Origin of the sequence: Sphingobium sp. 3R8 (assembly GCF_020166615.1) — a bacterium.
Classification (GTDB): Bacteria; Pseudomonadota; Alphaproteobacteria; order Sphingomonadales; family Sphingomonadaceae; genus Sphingobium; species Sphingobium bisphenolicum.
The window spans coordinates 252,200-269,272 of record NZ_JAIQXR010000003.1; the positions used below are offsets into that span (position 1 = coordinate 252,200).

The 17,073-nt window shown below is 64.0% G+C and carries 15 protein-coding genes; 9 read left to right on the forward strand and 6 right to left on the reverse strand.

What is annotated here, in order from left to right; all coding sequences use genetic code 11:
* Nucleotides 1-20: 20 nt before the first annotated feature.
* The 6 genes from K9B33_RS04555 to K9B33_RS04580 all read left to right on the forward strand — a co-directional run bounded on the left by K9B33_RS04555 (nt 21) and on the right by K9B33_RS04580 (nt 7,374).
* Nucleotides 21-2,765: a TonB-dependent receptor gene (locus K9B33_RS04555; RefSeq protein ID WP_224547007.1), complete on the forward strand. Its 2,745-nt coding sequence runs from the start codon at nt 21-23 to the stop codon at nt 2,763-2,765.
* A gap of 53 nt (nt 2,766-2,818) precedes the next feature.
* Nucleotides 2,819-4,225, forward strand: a complete 1,407-nt coding sequence (locus tag K9B33_RS04560; protein ID WP_224547008.1) for a DUF1593 domain-containing protein — start codon at nt 2,819-2,821, stop codon at nt 4,223-4,225.
* Nucleotides 4,226-4,412: 187 nt separating this feature from the next.
* The gene (locus K9B33_RS04565; RefSeq protein WP_224547009.1) at nt 4,413-5,276 is read left to right on the forward strand and encodes a methylenetetrahydrofolate reductase; all 864 of its coding nucleotides are present in this window, start codon (nt 4,413-4,415) and stop codon (nt 5,274-5,276) included.
* 27 nt (nt 5,277-5,303) lie between these two features.
* A complete protein-coding gene (gene purU, locus K9B33_RS04570; RefSeq protein ID WP_224547010.1) occupies nt 5,304-6,161 on the forward strand; it encodes a formyltetrahydrofolate deformylase in 858 nt (285 codons plus the stop codon).
* A gap of 3 nt (nt 6,162-6,164) precedes the next feature.
* Complete coding sequence (locus K9B33_RS04575; protein WP_224547011.1) at nt 6,165-7,022, forward strand: bifunctional 5,10-methylenetetrahydrofolate dehydrogenase/5,10-methenyltetrahydrofolate cyclohydrolase; 858 nt, start codon at nt 6,165-6,167, stop codon at nt 7,020-7,022.
* 1 nt (nt 7,023) lies between these two features.
* Complete coding sequence (locus tag K9B33_RS04580) at nt 7,024-7,374, forward strand: dihydroneopterin aldolase (RefSeq protein ID WP_224547012.1); 351 nt, start codon at nt 7,024-7,026, stop codon at nt 7,372-7,374.
* Here K9B33_RS04580 and K9B33_RS04585 read toward each other — a convergent pair.
* The 3 genes from K9B33_RS04585 to K9B33_RS04595 all read right to left on the reverse strand — a co-directional run bounded on the left by K9B33_RS04585 (nt 7,355) and on the right by K9B33_RS04595 (nt 10,661).
* Nucleotides 7,355-8,191 (reverse strand): HpcH/HpaI aldolase/citrate lyase family protein, encoded by an 837-nt coding sequence (locus K9B33_RS04585; protein WP_224547013.1) that lies wholly within the window; start codon nt 8,189-8,191, stop codon nt 7,355-7,357. The genes K9B33_RS04580 and K9B33_RS04585 overlap by 20 nt on opposite strands.
* Nucleotides 8,188-8,640: a MaoC family dehydratase gene (locus K9B33_RS04590; protein WP_224547014.1), complete on the reverse strand. Its 453-nt coding sequence runs from the start codon at nt 8,638-8,640 to the stop codon at nt 8,188-8,190. Before K9B33_RS04590 ends, K9B33_RS04585 begins: the two co-directional genes overlap by 4 nt.
* Nucleotides 8,641-8,759: 119 nt before the next feature.
* Complete coding sequence (locus K9B33_RS04595) at nt 8,760-10,661, reverse strand: biotin carboxylase N-terminal domain-containing protein (protein ID WP_224547015.1); 1,902 nt, start codon at nt 10,659-10,661, stop codon at nt 8,760-8,762.
* A 67-nt stretch (nt 10,662-10,728) separates the two neighbouring features.
* Here K9B33_RS04595 and K9B33_RS04600 point away from each other — a divergent pair, with 67 nt between their 5' ends.
* Nucleotides 10,729-11,046, forward strand: a complete 318-nt coding sequence (locus K9B33_RS04600) for a GIY-YIG nuclease family protein (RefSeq protein ID WP_224547016.1) — start codon at nt 10,729-10,731, stop codon at nt 11,044-11,046.
* Nucleotides 11,047-11,084: 38 nt separating this feature from the next.
* On the opposite strand, the gene K9B33_RS04605 is transcribed toward K9B33_RS04600, so the two are convergent.
* Both K9B33_RS04605 and K9B33_RS04610 read right to left on the reverse strand, forming a co-directional pair.
* Nucleotides 11,085-12,686 carry a carboxyl transferase domain-containing protein gene (locus K9B33_RS04605; RefSeq protein ID WP_224547017.1) on the reverse strand — a complete coding sequence of 534 codons (1,602 nt, stop codon included), beginning with the start codon at nt 12,684-12,686 and terminating at the stop codon, nt 11,085-11,087.
* An 88-nt stretch (nt 12,687-12,774) separates the two neighbouring features.
* Nucleotides 12,775-13,920 carry an isovaleryl-CoA dehydrogenase gene (locus K9B33_RS04610; protein WP_224547018.1) on the reverse strand — a complete coding sequence of 382 codons (1,146 nt, stop codon included), beginning with the start codon at nt 13,918-13,920 and terminating at the stop codon, nt 12,775-12,777.
* Nucleotides 13,921-14,008: 88 nt separating this feature from the next.
* Between K9B33_RS04610 and K9B33_RS04615 the strand changes: the two genes are divergently transcribed.
* Together K9B33_RS04615 and K9B33_RS04620 are read left to right on the forward strand one after the other, a co-directional pair.
* Nucleotides 14,009-14,869 carry a LysR family transcriptional regulator gene (locus tag K9B33_RS04615; RefSeq protein ID WP_224547019.1) on the forward strand — a complete coding sequence of 287 codons (861 nt, stop codon included), beginning with the start codon at nt 14,009-14,011 and terminating at the stop codon, nt 14,867-14,869.
* A gap of 145 nt (nt 14,870-15,014) precedes the next feature.
* Nucleotides 15,015-15,935, forward strand: a complete 921-nt coding sequence (locus K9B33_RS04620) for an ROK family protein (protein ID WP_224547020.1) — start codon at nt 15,015-15,017, stop codon at nt 15,933-15,935.
* 149 nt (nt 15,936-16,084) lie between these two features.
* On the opposite strand, the gene K9B33_RS04625 is transcribed toward K9B33_RS04620, so the two are convergent.
* Entirely contained in the window at nt 16,085-17,002 is a 918-nt protein-coding gene (locus K9B33_RS04625; RefSeq protein WP_224547021.1) for a LysR substrate-binding domain-containing protein, read from the reverse strand.
* Nucleotides 17,003-17,073 lie beyond the last annotated feature (71 nt).

Sequence of the window (17,073 nt, forward strand, 5' to 3'; positions counted from 1 at the left end):
AAACATAGGGAGAGTGGAAGATGACAAAGGTGGGTAAGGTCCGTCTTGCGAGCATGGTGGCGGCGTCGGGCCTGGCGCTGACGATCGGCAGCGCAGCCTGTGCACAGGACGCCGCGGCACCCCAGGGCAGCGATCCGGCGACGAGCGAGGACATCATCGTCACCGGCATCCGCGCCAGCCAGAAGGCGTCGATCGACATCAAGCGCGACTCGATCGGCGTGGTTGATTCGATCGTGGCGGAGGATCTGGGCAAGCTGCCCGATCAGAATGTCGCCGAATCCCTGCAGCGCGTCGCCGGCGTCACCATTGAGCGCAACCGCGGCGAGGGTCGCTACATCACCGTTCGCGGCTTCGGTCCGAAGTTCAACGCCGTCACCGTCAATGGCCGCACGCTGGCCACCGACAATAATGGCCGCGAATTTTCCTTCGACGTGCTGCCGTCCGAAATCATCGCAGGCGCCGATGTGTTCAAGTCGCCCCAGGCGAACCTCAACGGCTCCTCCATCGGCGCGACGGTGGACGTCCACACGCTGCGGCCGATCGACCAGAAGGAACAGTTCGCCTTCAGCGGCTCGGCCGGGCAGATGTGGGCTGAACTGGCCGACAAGTTCAATCCGGAAGTCTCCGGAGTCGCGTCCTGGCGCAATGCGGACCGGACCATCGGCCTGTCACTGTCGGGCGTCTATACCAAGCGTCAGACCCGCAACGACGAATTCACGATCGGCGCGGGCCATGTCCGCCGGTCGAGCGGCGACTCCTATTATCGCGCCAATGGCGTGAATGGTGGGCGTATCGGGCCGGACGTTGCGCCCTTCAGCAATGTTTCTATGCCATCGAACCTGTCGCCCTTCTTCTTCGAACGTGGCCTGGAGCGCTATGGCTTTTCCGGTTCGTTGCAGGTCCGGCCCACCGATACGCTCACCGTTACGCTCGATGGTCTCTACTCCAAGGCCAAGTTTACCGAGCAGCAGACCGGCTTGGCCTACGACTTTTCCGGCGGAACCTTGGTCGAACAAGTCGTCGAGGATGGCGAGGCCGTCTATCAGCGTTATCAGGGCGGCTTCGTCGACCAGATCCTGCAATATGACCAGCGCAACGTCACGACCGACCAGTTTGGCGTCAATGTCGAATGGAAGCCGGCCGACAATTTCAAGCTGAAGCTCGACGCTTCGCGGTCCAAGGCCGAGCGGCGCGGCAAGGAGAATAATCTCTTCACCACCATCCGCCGCAAGAATATCGACCTCTGGTATGATCGGCGCGGCGACAGCCCGATTTATGATTATGGCTTTACCAGCCCCAACTATCCCAATGCCGCGACCAACCCGCAGGGCATCACCGCCCATTATTATATCTGGGGCGGCGGCACCGACGTCGACGACAAGATCAGCGAATATCGTGCCGATACCGAATGGAAGGCGACGTCGAACCTGACCCTCTTTACTGGTGGCATGATCGCCAATCGCAAAAAGCGGCTGACGTCGGACGAAATGCCCTTTGGCGAGCAATGCGCCTATTGCGGGTCCGACCGGCTGTTGCCGACCTCGTTGTTCAGTTCCACCAATCGCAATTTCTTCCAGGGCACCGGGCCCGACAATATCATCCGTGACTGGGTAATCTACAATCCGCAGCAACTGGTCGGCGTGATCGACCAGTTTGCGACGGAGGATGGCAAGGCGTTCAACCCCGCCGTCTTCTCACCCTCCGCCTCGTCGGTGATCGATGAGAAGGTGAAGATCGGCTATGTCATGGCCAATTTCGAGACAATGCTGGGATCGATGCCGCTGACCATCAATGCCGGCCTGCGCTACGAAAACACCGATTACACCTCGTCTGGCGCATCCCGCACGATTTTGAGCGCCAAGCCGCGCCTGGATGCCAATGGCAATCCCACCGGCCAGAACGACATCGTCGTATCGGGGGTGGTGCCCATCAGCTTCCGCGGCAAATATGACGACTGGCTGCCGTCGCTGAACATCAAGCTGGAGGCGGCCGATGATCTGATCCTGCGCCTGTCCGCATCGAAGGTGATGACGCGTCCGACCCTGACCGACCTGTCGCCGCGCCAGTCGATCCAGACCAATCCGGGCAATGAGACGATCAGTCGCGGCAACCCGGACTTGCAGCCGTTCCGCGCCAAGCAGATCGAGGCTGGCGTCGAATGGTATTTCGCCGATTCCTCCCTCTTGTCCTTCGCCGCCTTCTACAAAAAGATCGATTCCTTCGTGGCCCTTTTCACCACCCCGCAAAAGGTCGATCAGGTGACGTTCCAGGTAACGGTGCCGGGCAACGGCAAGGGCGCGACGGTCAAGGGTTTCGAAGTCGGCTATCGCCAGGCCTTCACCAGCCTGCCCGCGCCGTTCGACGGCCTGGGCGTGCAGACCAGCTTCAACTATACCCAGTCCAACGCCAACTATACCAATGCCGTCGCCAACGTTTCCTATGGCCTGGAAGGCTTGTCCAAATATAGTTACAGCCTTGTCGGCTTCTACGAGAAATATGGCGTGCAGGCGCGCGTTGCCTACACCTGGCGCGACAAGTTCCTGCAGGTGGCGGTGGGCCGCAACGGCGAGCCGGAATATTTCGACGCCTATGGCCAGCTCGATGCCGGTCTGTCCTATGAGGTGACGCCAAACTTCACCGTCTTTGCCGACGCGCTCAACCTCAACGACGCCAAGGAGTTCATCTACTCCGTCAGCGCGGATCGGACGAAGGAATATCGCAAGACCGGCCGTCGCCTGTCCGCCGGCGTCCGCGTCCGCTTCTGACCCTGGAGGGCGGGGCCGGACCCCGCCCTCCGCCGCATCGAGGACGATCATCGATGAAACTCGGTTCGGTCGCGATCCTTTGCGCCCTGATGCTGACCGCCCTGCCGTCAGCCGCGCCGTCCCGGCCCGCGCCGCTGGCGGAAAACAACCTCCCCCGCTCGCGCGTCATCGTGCTGACCGATGTCGGGTCGGACCCCGACGATATGGAGTCGATGGTCCGCTTCCTGCTGTACGCCAATGATTTCGACATCGAAGCGCTGGTGCCATCCACGTCGCGGCACCTGAAGGATAGCGTCCATCCCGAGCAAATCCTGCGTCGCATCGACGCCTATGCGCAGGTGCTGCCCAATCTCAAGGTTCATGCCGATGGCTGGCCGAGCGCCGACGCGCTGCGCGCCGCGGTCAAGCCCGGACGCCCGGAATATGGCATGGCCGGGGTCGGCGCGGGCAAGGATACGGCCGGGTCCGCAGCGATCATCGCCGCGATCGACAAGCCCGATCCCCGCCCCGTCTGGATCACGGTCTGGGGCGGCGCGGTCGATCTGGCGCAGGCGCTATGGAAGGTCCGCGAAACCCGCACGCCCGAAGAGGTGGGGAAGTTCGTGGCGAAACTGCGCGTCTATTCCATTTCCGATCAGGACAATGCCGGCCCCTGGGTCAGGCGCATGTTTCCCGACCTGTTCTGGATCGTGAGCCTGACCGCGCACCGCCATTATAACCTGTCCACCTGGGGCGGGATATCGGGCGATCGCATGTATTATTTCGACGGGCCGGACTTCACCACCGTGTCCAAGGAATGGCTGCGCGAAAATGTGCAGATCGGGCCACTGGGGTCGCTCTATCCCGATTATCAGTTCATCATGGAAGGCGACACGCCCAGTTTCCTGTACCTGATCCCGAACGGCCTGGGCCACCCGGACCATCCCGATTATGGCAGTTGGGGCGGCCGCTATGGCAAGGTTTCAGAGTGGGACGGCGTCTGGACCGACACCAGCGATCTCGTGAGCGGCGCGGACGGCCGCACCCATCAGACCAACAAAGCGACCATCTGGCGCTGGCGCGACGCCTTCCAGCATGATTTCGCCGCGCGCATCCAATGGTCGCTTCAGGCGAACTACAAGGGCGCCAATCATGCCCCGCAACTGGTCCTCAACGGGATCGCCGGCAATGCGCCGGTCGAGATGGCGGCCAAGGCCGGCGACGTCGTGCATCTGTCCGCCGCCGGATCGCGCGATCCCGATGGCGATCGGGTCGATTATAGCTGGTGGCAATATCGCGAAGCCGAGGCGGTCAATCGCAATACCCGCATCGAATTGCAGCGCGGCGATCCGCTGGACACGCGCTTCGTTGCGCCCCAAGTCGAGGAGAAGACCCGCTTTCATGTCATTCTGGAGGCGCGCGACCTGGGCAAGCCGGCCCTGACCAGCTACCGGCGGGCCATCATCACCGTCACGCCCTGACCCAGAACGCAGACCATTGTTGCTACGCTGCCGCATATATGTGGTGGCGCCATTCGTCATTCCCCCGGCCCGTGCGGCGCTCAATCTCGTTTTCATGAAATTTCGTATCTATGAATATTTCATCTATGCGAATTTAGTCCGATGCTCTAGGAAGAGTCGGGAGAGGCAAGGTTGAAGGGGATAGGATATGCCGGTCATTCATCCGAACTGGGAACGGCCACCCGTCAACATGGTCGATGGCTATTCGCTGGAAATGACGGCGAAGGACGTGGACTCCCTGCGTGATGCAGCGCCGTCCATCGCGCCCGAAACGCCCGTGGCCGTCACTTTCCTGCCCGGCGAGGATTTCGCGGCTCGCATCGCCGCGACCAAGCTGGTCCGCAGCCTGGGCTTCGAACCCATGCCGCATTTTTCGGCGCGGCGGATCACGTCAGCCACCGAGTTCGAGGCGTATCTGGCGGCGGCCGTGGCGGAAGCGGACGTGCAGCGCTGCTTCGTGATCGCCGGCGACCCGTCTGAAGCCGAAGGCCCCTACGACGACAGCAGCGCGCTGATCGCCAGCGGTGCGTTCGAACGCGCGGGCATCCAAGCCATCGGCGTCGGCGGGCATCCCGAAGGCCATCCCAACATGACGCCGGACCAATGCTGGTCGGTCCTGCTCGACAAATGCACCGAGATCGGGCGCCGCGGCATGGCGCCGCTGATCGTGACGCAATTCGTGTTCGACGCCGATGCCGTCCTGGCCTGGCTGACAGAGTTGCGCGCGCGTGGCATCGATGCGCCGGTGCGCATCGGCGTGCCGGGACCGGCCGGCATCAAGACGCTGATGCGCTTTGCCGCGCGGTGCGGCGTCGGGGCGTCCGCTTCGGTGCTCGCAAAATATGGTATTTCCATTACGAAGCTGCTCGGCACCGCTGGTCCCGACAAGCTGGTCGAGACGTTCGAACGGGCGCTGGGCGAGGAGCATGGGCGCGTAAGACTGCATTTTTATCCCTTTGGCGGCCTGGAAAAGACGGTCGCCTGGATCAACGACTATGCCCGCGCGCATTGACGCAGACGGACAAGTGGGAGGATTGACGTGACGACTATCTATACGCTGCGATTGCAATGCGACGACAAGCCCGGCCTGGTGGCGAAGGTCGCCGGCTATCTGGCCGGACATGGCTGCAACATCGTAGATGCGCAGCAGTTCGACGATGCGATGAACAATACCTTCTTCATGCGCGTCGCGTTCAAGCCCGGCGCGGGCGAGACGCTGGACGCGCTGCGCGACGGTTTCGCTCCGATCGCCGCGGAAGCAGGCATGGAATGGTCGATGGCGGACCAGGCCACGCCCAAGAAGGTCGTGCTGATGGTGTCCAAATGGGACCATTGCCTGGGCGACCTGCTCTATCGCCAGCGTATCGGCGAACTGCCGATGGACGTGGTCGGGATCATCTCCAACCATCCGCGCGACGTGCTGCATACGTCGCTGATCGGCGACATGCCCTTTTTCCACTTCCCGGTGACCAAGGACACCAAGGCGGCCCAGGAAGCGCAGATCAAGCAGGTCGTCACCGACACCGGCGCGGACCTGGTGGTGCTGGCCCGCTACATGCAGATTTTGAGCGACGACCTGGCCGGCTTCCTGTCGGGCCGCTGCATCAACATTCATCACAGCTTCCTGCCAGGCTTCAAGGGGGCCAAGCCCTATCACCAAGCCTATGAACGCGGCGTCAAGATGATCGGCGCGACCGCCCATTATGTGACCGCCGACCTGGACGAAGGCCCGATCATCCATCAGGATGTCGAGATGATCGGGCATGCCGACGTGCCCGACGAACTGGTCCGCCGCGGCCGCGACATCGAGCGGCGGGTGCTGGCCGAGGGGGTGCGGTTGCACCTGCAGGACCGGGTGTTCATGAACCAGTCGCGCACCGTCGTCTTTCGAGGCTGAACCATGAGCGACATCATCGACGGGCGGGCGATGGCGCGCGCGCTGTCGGACCGGACGGCCGCGGATGTCGAGCGGCTGAAGGCAGACGGCGTCGATCCGACGCTGGCGGTCGTGCTGGTCGGCGCCGATCCCGCGAGCGACATCTATGTCCGGCGCAAGATCAGCGAATGTCGCAGGGTCGGCATAGGATCGATCGAGCAGCGCATGGCCGCCGATTGCGGCGAACAGGCGCTGCTCGACATGATCGATGCGTTGAACCGCGATCCCGGCGTGCATGGGATATTGGTGCAATTGCCGCTGCCGGCGGGTATCGATGCCGGGCGGGTGCTGGATCGCATCGCGCCGGCCAAGGATGTCGACGGCTTCCATCCCGTCAATGTCGGGCGATTGTCGACCGGGTCTCAGGGTTTGGTGCCCTGCACGCCGCTGGGCATCATGATGCTGCTCGACAGCGTGATCGACGATTATCGCGGCCTGAACGTCGTGGTGATCGGCAAGTCCAATATCGTCGGCAAGCCGGTGGCGATGCTGCTGCTGGAGCGGGAAGCGACGGTGACGGTCACCCATATCGAGACGCGCAACCTGCCCGATATCGCGCGCGCCGCCGACGTGATCGTGGCGGCGGCGGGCGCGCCGCATCTGGTGCGCGGCTATTGGGTCAAGCCCGGTGCGGTCGTCATCGACGTCGGCATCAGCCGGGTGGTGGATCATGACGGGAACAGCCGGATCGTGGGCGATTGCGCGACCCATGAACTGGACCATGCCAGGGCGGTGACGCCGGTGCCCGGTGGGGTCGGGCCGATGACCATCGCCTGTCTGTTGAGCAATACGGTGCTGGCCGCACAGAGGAGCATAGCCTGATATGGCGTCCGTCACCACCAAGGTCCGGGTCAAGGACCTGCCGCTGCTGGCCGATATCGGCATCAACCCCGATGAGATCGGCCGTCGCCAGCCGCTGGTCATCACCGTCCAGTTGCTGCTGTCCGGCGGCGCGGTCGAGGGGATCGGCGAAACCATCGACTATCGCCGGATCGTACGCGCGGCCGAGGCGTTGTCGGAAGTGCATATTCCGCTGATCGAGACATTCGCCCACCGACTGGGTGAGGAATGCCTGGGCTGGCCGGGCGTGGTGGAGGCCTGCGTCAATGTCGACAAGCCCTTCGCCCTGACGCGCGGTTTGGCGGGGGTAGAGGTTATCGTTCGCCGCGACTGATTATCTGCTGCGCCTGTTTGAGGTGCGGCCGGTCGATCATCTTTCCATCCAATTGCAACGCGCCCGCGCCGGGATTGGCGGCGAAGGCGGCGACGATTGCGCGCGCATGGGCCAGTTCGTCGGCTGTCGGGGTGAAGCCCGTGTTGATCGTCGCGACCTGCGCCGGGTGGATCGCCATCATGCCGGTAAAGCCGTCGCGGCGCGCGCGGGCGACATAATCGGCCAGGGCATCGGGCGCATCGATGCGGGGGAAGACGGTTTCGATCGCGGGCACATGGGCGGCATGGGCGCCGAACAGGGTGAGCGCGCGGACCATTTCATAAGGCGCGGTGTAGCGGCCATCCGCATCGCGCGAGGTCGCTGCCCCGATCGCGGCGGGCAGGTCTTCGGCGCCCCATGTCAGGCCGGCGAGATGCGTGGTCGTCGCGGCGTAGCTGCCCAGTTGGAAGATCGCGGCGGGAGTTTCGGTCGCGATCGGCAGGATCGGCGGCGGGTTCTCGCCGATCAGCGCCAGCAAGGCCCTGACGCTGGCCGCGCCCTCCGCCTTGGGCAGGACCAGGCCGTCGGGACGACCCGGCAGGACCGCAGCGAGATCGGCAACGGTCTGGTCGCCGTCGAGCGGATTGACGCGTACGAAGCCGGGGATCCTCCGATCCTCCGCCAGCCAGTCGGCGACGGCGGCGCGCGCCTGCGCCTTGCGTTCCGGTGCGACCGAATCCTCCAGGTCGAGGATCAGCGCGTCGGCGCCGCTGGCGGCGGCCTTGGCGAAGCGATCGGGGCGGTCCCCCGGCACGAAGAGCAGCGAGCGCAGCGTCATGCGTCGGATCGTTTGAGCAGGGCCATGCGCAGGCATTGGCAGACGATTTCGTCGCGCTGGTTGCGCAGGCGGTGGGTGAAGGTGACGATGCCCGCGCCGGGGCGGGATCGGCTGGGCTTGAGGTCGGTCACTTCGGTTTCGCAACGCATCGTGTCGCCGATGAAGACCGGATGGGGCATGACGAGCTTGTCATAACCGAGATTGGCGACCAGCGTGCCGAGCGTCGTATCCCCCACCGACAGGCCGACCATCAGCGCGAAGGTGAAGGTGCCGTTGACGAGGATCTGGCCGAACTCGCTGGCCTTGGCCGCTTCCGCGTCGAGATGCAGCGGCTGGGGATTGTGGGTCATCGTCGTGAAGAGGAGATTGTCCGTTTCCGTCACGGTGCGACGGATGTCGTGGACGATCATGTCGCCGATGGTCCATTGATCGAAATAGCGTCCCGCCACCCGTAACTTCCCTTCCCGAACTTCGCGCATATGCGCACTATATATTTTTTCAAAAGTCTTGCGATTACAGTTTATTATAGCGACCCGTATTTCTGTAGGACAGCGTAAAGGCAGGTTTTTCAGTCCTCCACCGTGGCGATCCGGGCGAGCAACGCCCCTTCGCTGACCTGTCGGCCTTCGGCCGCGTCGAGTTCCGCGACGACGCCGTCGAACGGGGCGACGAGGCTATGCTCCATCTTCATCGCTTCCAATGTCAGCAGCTTCTGCCCCTTGGCCACGACGTCGCCCGCCGCCACCGCGACCGCGATGATGCGGCCAGGCATGGGGGAGAGGATCGCGCCGTCGGAGGCGGCGCTAGTTATTGAAGTGGCGGGAGCAGCACTATTGAAAAACCAGCTTTGCCCCCCTTCTGTGACAACAATCGTTCCGTCCGGTTCGAAATCCGACGACAGCCCGGTGACAACATTATCACTCGCAACATCTACGGTAACGTGCGTGCCGTTGATTTCGTACAGGTCAACCGTCTGTCGCGCCGGGGCATTGAGCCTGAAACCGAACAGATCCTCTTTCATCGCGCGGTCGTTACAATCCTGATAGGTGAGCCAGTCGCGCCTGAAGCGCCGACCTGCGGTCAGGATCGCTAGCGAAGACGGCCAATCAATCTGCGTCAGCGCATCGCCTTCGCGTTCAATCAAGCCGGTATCCAAAACACCATCCTGAAAATTTGACAACGAAAGGCAGGCGTGAAGGAAGGCTTTATTCGTCTTCAATGGGCCGATATAACTCTGGTTCATCCATTGCAGCAGGCCAGTGCGCGCCTCCTCCCTGTCCGATCCATGACAAATGACTTTGGCGATCATGGGATCGTAGAATGAACTGACGATGTCGCCTTCATCGACGCCAGTCTCTACCCGTGCTCCAAGGTTGAAGACATAGCGTTCGATCCGTCCCGGACTTGGCAGGAAGCCCTTTGCCGGGTCTTCCGCATAGAGCCGCGCTTCCATGGCCCAGCCGTTGATCGACAGGTCTTCCTGCGCCTTGGGCAGCGGTTCGCCCGATGCGACGCGGAGCTGCCATTCGACCAGATCGACACCCGTGATCTCCTCGGTCACCGGATGTTCGACCTGAAGCCTTGTGTTCATTTCCATGAACCAGATGCGGTCGGCGCGCAGGCCTTCCGATCCGTCGGCGATGAACTCGATCGTGCCGGCGCCGACATAGTCGACCGCTTTGGCCGCCCGCACCGCGGCGTCGCAGATGGCGGCGCGGGTGACGGCGGTCATGCCCGGCGCGGGGGCTTCCTCGATCACCTTCTGGTGGCGACGCTGGAGCGAGCAGTCGCGTTCGAACAGATGGACGACATTGCCATGGGTGTCGCCGAAGATCTGCACCTCGATATGGCGCGGGTTGGTGATCCATTTTTCGAGGAGGACATGGTCGTTGCCGAAGCTGGACGCGGCCTCGCGCCGGCAGGAGGCAAGCGCGTCGGCGAAGGCGTCGGCGCTGTCGACCTTGCGCATCCCCTTGCCGCCGCCGCCCGCGACCGCCTTGATGAGGACGGGGTAGCCGATGGCGTCGGCTTCGGCGGCAAGGCGTTCGAGGCTCTGGTCTTCGCCCAGATAGCCGGGCGTGGTCGGGACGCCGGCGGCCTGCATCAGTTTCTTGGCGGCGTCCTTCAGGCCCATGGCGGTAATGCTGGACGGGTCGGGGCCGACCCAGATGAGGCCGGCGTCGATCACCGACTGGGCGAAGGCGGCGTTTTCGGACAGGAAGCCGTAGCCCGGATGGATCGCCTGCGCGCCGGTGGCTTTGGCGGCGGCGATGATCTTTTCGCCGACAAGGTAGGATTCACGCGCCGGAGACGGGCCGATATGGACGGCTTCGTCGGCGTCGCGGACATGGAGGGCGTTGGCGTCCGCGTCCGAATAGACCGCGACGGTGCGGATGCCCATCGCCCGCGCGGTGCGGATGATGCGGCAGGCGATTTCGCCGCGATTGGCGATGAGGAGGGATTCAAGCACAGGGATCTCCCAGTCCGTCTTGCTGAACTTGTTTCAGCATCCATTTAGCGGCAGGCTCAGTACTGCGATGGAAAAGCAACCGTGCGTCTATATTCTGAGTAGTGCGCCCTATGGCACGCTCTATGTGGGCGTGACGTCCGATCTGATCGGTCGCCTTTATCAGCACCGCAGCGGTAGCGTGCCAGGTTTCACGACCCGCTACGCCGTTCATCATCTGGTGCGCTTCGAAATGTTCGGTGATATGGAAGGCGCCATCCTGCGGGAAAAGCAGCTCAAGCGCTGGCATCGCCAATGGAAGATCAACCTGATCGAAAGCGACAATCCGCACTGGGCGGACCTTGCGCCGTCGATCGGGCTTCCGCCTTTGCGGCCCGATGGATGCTGAAACAAGTTCAGCATGACGATTGTCATATCCCACCCCCATCACATCCTGAAAATGCCGAACTGCGCGCGGTCGGGGACCGGGGCGTTCAGCGTGGCGGCGAAGGCGAGGCCCAGCACATCGCGGGTCTGAGCGGGGTCGATGACGCCGTCGTCCCACAGGCGCGCGGTGGCATAATAGGGATTGCCTTCGTCTTCGAAGCGCTGGCGGATCGGGGCTTTGAACGCTTCGGTTTCTTCAGCGCTCCATCGGCTCGCATCGCGATGCACCGTCGCCAGCACGGACGCCGCCTGCTCCCCGCCCATCACGCTGATGCGGGCATTGGGCCAGGTGAAGAGGAAGCGCGGGCCATAGGCTCTGCCGCACATGCCGTAATTGCCCGCGCCGAAGCTGCCGCCGATCAGCACCGTGATCTTGGGCACCTGCGCGGTGGCGACGGCGGTGACGAGCTTGGCGCCGTTCTTCGCGATCCCCTCCGCCTCATATTTGCCGCCGACCATGAAGCCGGAGATATTCTGGAGGAAGAGCAAGGGGATGCGCCGCTGGCAGGCGAGTTCGATGAAATGCGCGCCTTTCAGGGCGCTTTCGCTGAACAGGACGCCGTTGTTCGCCAGAATCGCGACCGGCATCCCCCAGATATGGGCGAAGCCGCAGACGAGCGTGGTGCCGTAGAGCGCCTTGAACTCGTGGAACTCGCTGCCGTCGACGAGGCGCGCGATGATTTCGCGCACGTCATAGGGCGCGCGGACGTCGTCGGGGATGATGCCGTAGAGGTCGGCGGCGTCATATTTCGGCGGGCGGGGATCGCGCAGGTTGAGGTCGGACTGGCGATCGGGCTGGAGCGTCGAGACGATGTCGCGGACGATGGTCAGCGCATGATCGTCGCTTTGCGCGACATGATCGACCACGCCCGACTTGCGGCCGTGCAGGTCGCCGCCGCCTAGATCTTCGGCGGTGATGACTTCGCCCGTTGCGGCCTGCACCAGCGGCGGGCCGGCGAGGAAGATGGTGCCCTGGTTGCGGACGATCACGGTTTCGTCGGACATGGCGGGGACATAGGCGCCGCCTGCGGTACAACTGCCCATGACGCAGGCGATCTGGGGGATGCCCCGCGCGGACAGGTTCGCCTGATTGTAAAAGATGCGGCCGAAATGATCGCGGTCCGGAAAGACCTCCGCCTGGTTGGGCAGGTTCGCGCCGCCGCTGTCGACCAGATAGATGCAGGGGAGGTTGTTTTCGAGCGCGATTTCCTGCGCGCGCAGATGCTTCTTGACGGTGAGGGGGTAATAGGTGCCGCCCTTCACCGTGGCGTCGTTGCAGCCGATCATCACCTGGCGGCCGGAGACGCGGCCGATGCCGGCGATAAGGCCCGCGCCGGGGACTTCGTCGTCATAGAGGCCGTTGGCGGCGAGCTGGCCGATTTCGAGGAAGGGCGAGCCGGGATCGAGCAGCCGTTCGACGCGGTCGCGGGGGAGCAGCTTGCCGCGCGCGACATGCTTGTCGCGGGCGGTGGCGGCGCCGCCCTGGGCGGCGCTGGCGACTTTGGCGCGCAGTTCTTCGGCGAGCGCCCGGTTGTGCGCGGCGTTGGCGCGGAAGCTCTCGCTGTCGAACGCGAGCTTGGTGTCTAAAATCGGTGCGCTCATTTCAGCCTTCTGCCTTGCGTTTGGGGCCTGCCCCTCCACCACCCGGCTAGGCCGGGCGATCCCCCTCCCCGAGCAAGCTCGGGGAGGATTATGCGCCGATCAACTCGCGGCCGATTAGCATCCGGCGGATTTCATTGGTGCCCGCGCCGATGTCCAGCAGCTTGGCGTCGCGCATATAGCGTTCGACCGGCCAGTCCCTGGTATAGCCCGCGCCGCCCAGCGCCTGCACGGCTTCGAGGGCGACCTTCATCGCATTTTCCGACGCCAGCAGGATCGCCCCGGCGGCGTCGAAGCGGGTCGTCTTGCCGGAATCGCAGGCGCGGGCGACGGCGTAGACATAGGCGCGGGCGCTGTTGAGCGCGACATACATGTCGGCGACCTTGGCCTGCATCAACTGGAAGGCGCCGATCGGCTTGCCGAACTGCTTGCGCTCGCGGATATAGGGCAGGACGGTGTCGAGGCAGGCCTGCATGATGCCGAGCTGGATGCCCGCCAGCACGGTGCGTTCATAGTCGAGGCCCGACATCAGGATGCCGACGCCGCCGTTGAGCGGCCCCATGATATTCTCCTCCGGCACGGCGCAATCGTCGAACACTAGTTCGGCAGTGGGGGAGCCGCGCATCCCCATCTTGTCGATCTTCTGGCCGATGGAGAAGCCCTGCATATCCTTTTCGATCAGGAAGGTGGTGATGCCTTTCGACCCCTCGCCGGTCTTGGCGTAGACGACCAGCGTGTCGGCGTAGGTGGCGTTGGTGATCCAGAACTTGGTGCCGTTGAGGATGTAGCGGTCGCCCTTCTTTTCGGCCTTCAGCTTCATCGAGACGACGTCGGAACCGGCGCCGGCCTCCGACATGGCGAGCGAACCGACATGCTCGCCGGAGATGAGCTTGGGCAGATATTTCGCCTTCTGTTCGGCATTGCCCCAGCGGCGGATCTGGTTGACGCAGAGATTGGAGTGGGCGCCATAGCTGAGACCTATGGAGGCGGAGGCCCGGGCGACCTCCTCCTGCGCGACGACATGTTCCAGATAGCCCAGGCCCAGGCCGCCATCTTCTTCCGACACGGTGATGCCGTGCAGGCCGAGTTCGCCCATAGCCGGCCATAATTCGCGCGGAAACCAGTCCTTCGCGTCGATTTCGGCGGCGAGCGGGGCGATGCGGTCGGCCGAGAAGCGGGCCGCGCTGTCGCGGATCATGTCGGCATTGTCGCCCAGCGCAAAATCGAAATCGGTCATCGGCGTCTCTCTCCTGTTGGTCCGATCATAGCGCGGGCCGGTGCGGCTGGAAAATTGACAGTTGCATATCAGTGTATAGATGGAAGCTATGATCGAACGCTATCTTCTCCGCTATTTCCTGGCGGTGGTGGACCAGGGCAATTTCTCCCGCGCGGCGGTCCATTGCAACGTGTCGCAGCCCACGCTGTCGGCCGGGATCGCCAAGCTGGAGAACGCGCTGCAACGGCAACTGTTCAGCCGGACGAACCAGCGGGTGCAATTGACCGAGTCCGGCACCCGCTTCCTGACCCATGCCCGGCGGATCGAGCGGGAGTTCAATGCCGCGCTGGGGGCGATGGCGGACACCGCGCAGGAACGGCCGGTGCGGATCGGGGTGCTGAGCAGCATTGCGGGCGCGACCGTGGCGCGGGCGGCGCGGGCCTATCGGGCGGGCGGCGGCGGGCCGGTGGAGATCGCCTTTGCCAGCGAGCGCGAATTGTCGGCAATGCTGGCGCGCGATCGACTGGACGCGGCGCTCACCATCCTGCGACCGGGCGCGCAGGCGCTGGCGCAGCTTGTGGTGGGAGAGGAAGGCTATGCGATGGTGATGGCGACCGATCATCCGCTGGCCGGCCGGGCGCAGGTCGATGCCGAAGATCTGCGCGACGAGACGATGATCGTGCGGCGGCATTGCGAATTGCTGTCGCAGACCAGCCGGCATTTTCTGGAGCGCGGGGTGCGGCCGCATTTTTCGCTGCGCACGACCAATGACGAGCGGGCGTTGCAGATGGTGGGCGCGGGCATGGGGGTGACGGTGATGCCCGACTGCTATCGCAGCGCCGATGTGGCGCATGTGCCGCTGGCCGGGTTCGACCATCGGCGGACATTGGGCTTCGTCCTGGCGGACGAGAGCGTGGCGGACCATGGGCTGCTGCGCGCGCTGGCGGCGGCGTTCGGGGAACGGACGTGAGCTTCTATGCCGATCGGCAATTTGATGGCGCGAGGTCGGGCAGGAACTGGAAGGATGGTGCGCGCCCGCCTATGAGGGGCGGAATTTTCCTGTCCGGGGCATAGCGCATCATGTCTTTCCGTCCTTTCCTCCAGAGCGCCGCCGCATGAGCGCCCTGCCCTATCTGGCCGGTGTCGAACTGGGCGGGACCAAGATATTCGTGCTGAGGGCCCGCGGGCGGGAGATTGTCGAGCGGGTGTCGATCCCGACCACCGCCCCCGCCGAAACGCTGGGTGCGGCGGGCGCGCTGCTGCGGCGCTGGCATGAGGCGGAACCGTTTGCAGCGCTCGGCATCGGGTCGTTCGGGCCGCTGCGGCTGGATCGGGCGGCGGCGGATTTCGGCCATATGCTGCCGACCCCCAAGCCGGGCTGGACCGGGGCGGATATCTATGGCGCGCTGGCCGGTGTGCTGCCCTGCCCCGCCGCGATCGACACCGACGTCAATGGCGCGGCGCTGGCGGAGCTGCGCTGGGGTGCGGGGGCCGAAGGCGGGACGCCGTCCGATTGCCTCTGCTACATCACCATCGGCACCGGCCTGGGCGCCGGTTTTGCGATGCAAGGCCGGCCGTTGCATGGTGCCATGCATCCGGAACTGGGGCATATATTCACCCGCCGGGCGCCGGGCGACGGCTTTGCAGGCGCCTGCCCGTTCCATGGCGACTGTATCGAGGGGCTGGTGGCGGGACCGGCGCTGGCCAGGCGGTTCGGCGTGCCGGGCGACCGGATACCCGCCGACGATCCGCGCTGGGACGACGTCGCCCATGATATCGCGCAAATGGTCGGCACGATATTGCTGACGACGGCGGCGCGGCAGGTGCTGATCGGCGGGGGCGTGGGCATGGGGCGGACCGACCTGCTCGACCGCGTGCGGACCAGGCTGGTGGCGCAACTGGCGGGCTATCTGTCCTTCGTCACCAAAGACACGGTGGGCGCGATCGTCCGTCCGCCTGTGCTGGGCGATCAGGCCGGGCCGCTGGGCGCGGTGGCGCTGGCGATGGATGCGCTGGAGGGCGCCGGCCGGGTCTGATGCGACAAGGAGTGCGACAATTATAGCGTGTTTTCCAGTCAGTGACGCCTTATAACATATTGAAAATAATATATATTTTTTGAGCGTATCGAAAGTGTTGATCGACAAAATCCATATTACCGTTATTTATCAATTACTTATATGCATTTTCACGCATCTTTCGGCTTGGCGTCATGCCGTGATATCGCCTGGAGGATAACGGCGCGGAAGGCCTGAGCCGTCGGCGGCAAATCATCCTTGTGGATCATCCACAGGCGCGTCCTGACCTGCGGGAAGAGCGGGCGCAGGATCAGTTTTTCGACATGCAGGCGAGACAGCGACCTGGCGAGAATAGTCGCGCCGAAGCCTGCGGAGACCAACCCCAGCAAGGTCGCGAAGCTACCGACTTCCAGCGTGACATCGGGCTTGAACCCCGCCTGATCGCACAGGGCGAAGAAATGGTCGTTGAAGTCGGCGCTGCTGGTGGTGGCGTAGAGGACGACGGGGACGCCGGCGAGATCGGCGATGCCGGGATCGGCGGTCCGCCGGGCCAGTTCATGGTCCTGCCGTACGGCCAGCAGCATCTCTTCGTCCAGCAGGCAGATGGCCTGGAGGCCCGGCGGGAGCGAAGGCGGTTCGACGCCGCGAATGATACCGATGTCGAGATCGCCGCGCTCGATCCGCGCGACCTGATCGTCGCGGCCGAGTTCGTGGAGTTTGAGGTCGACCTGTGGAAAGTTTTGACGGAAATCATACAGGGCGTCGGCGATCTGCGGCACGAACGGCGCTGAGGCGGTGAAGCCCATGGCGAGCCGGCCCAGATGGCCATTTTGTGCCTGACGCGCGACCTGCGCCGCATGATCCGCCTGGGCCAGCGTCTTGCGCGCTTCGGGCAGGAACAGGCGGCCCGCTTCGGTCAGGGCGACGCGGCGGCTGGTGCGATCGAACAGGCGGACGCCCAGTTCCTGCTCCAGCGCCCGGATCTGCTGGCTGAGCGGCGGTTGCGACATGCCCAGGCGCTGCGCGGCGCGGCCGAAATGCATTTCTTCGGCCACGCAGAGAAAATAGCGCAAATGTCTCAGGTCCATCGGATTAGGTCGCCATCGATATCAATCATGCTTTATTATATATTGGACACGAAATAGACAACTGCGCATAG

Excerpts from the sequence above, each read along its gene's own strand:
- K9B33_RS04555 (WP_224547007.1), top strand. The coding sequence starts at position 21 with ATGACAAAGGTGGGTAAGGTCCGTCTTGCGAGCATGGTGGCGGCGTCG.
- K9B33_RS04560 (WP_224547008.1), top strand. The coding sequence starts at position 2,819 with ATGAAACTCGGTTCGGTCGCGATCCTTTGCGCCCTGATGCTGACCGCC.
- K9B33_RS04565 (WP_224547009.1), top strand. The coding sequence starts at position 4,413 with ATGCCGGTCATTCATCCGAACTGGGAACGGCCACCCGTCAACATGGTC.
- K9B33_RS04575 (WP_224547011.1), top strand. The coding sequence starts at position 6,165 with ATGAGCGACATCATCGACGGGCGGGCGATGGCGCGCGCGCTGTCGGAC.
- K9B33_RS04580 (WP_224547012.1), top strand. The coding sequence starts at position 7,024 with ATGGCGTCCGTCACCACCAAGGTCCGGGTCAAGGACCTGCCGCTGCTG.
- K9B33_RS04585 (WP_224547013.1), bottom strand. The coding sequence starts at position 8,191 with ATGACGCTGCGCTCGCTGCTCTTCGTGCCGGGGGACCGCCCCGATCGC.
- K9B33_RS04600 (WP_224547016.1), top strand. The coding sequence starts at position 10,729 with ATGGAAAAGCAACCGTGCGTCTATATTCTGAGTAGTGCGCCCTATGGC.
- K9B33_RS04605 (WP_224547017.1), bottom strand. The coding sequence starts at position 12,686 with ATGAGCGCACCGATTTTAGACACCAAGCTCGCGTTCGACAGCGAGAGC.
- K9B33_RS04610 (WP_224547018.1), bottom strand. The coding sequence starts at position 13,920 with ATGACCGATTTCGATTTTGCGCTGGGCGACAATGCCGACATGATCCGC.
- K9B33_RS04615 (WP_224547019.1), top strand. The coding sequence starts at position 14,009 with ATGATCGAACGCTATCTTCTCCGCTATTTCCTGGCGGTGGTGGACCAG.
- K9B33_RS04620 (WP_224547020.1), top strand. The coding sequence starts at position 15,015 with ATGAGCGCCCTGCCCTATCTGGCCGGTGTCGAACTGGGCGGGACCAAG.
- K9B33_RS04625 (WP_224547021.1), bottom strand. The coding sequence starts at position 17,002 with ATGGACCTGAGACATTTGCGCTATTTTCTCTGCGTGGCCGAAGAAATG.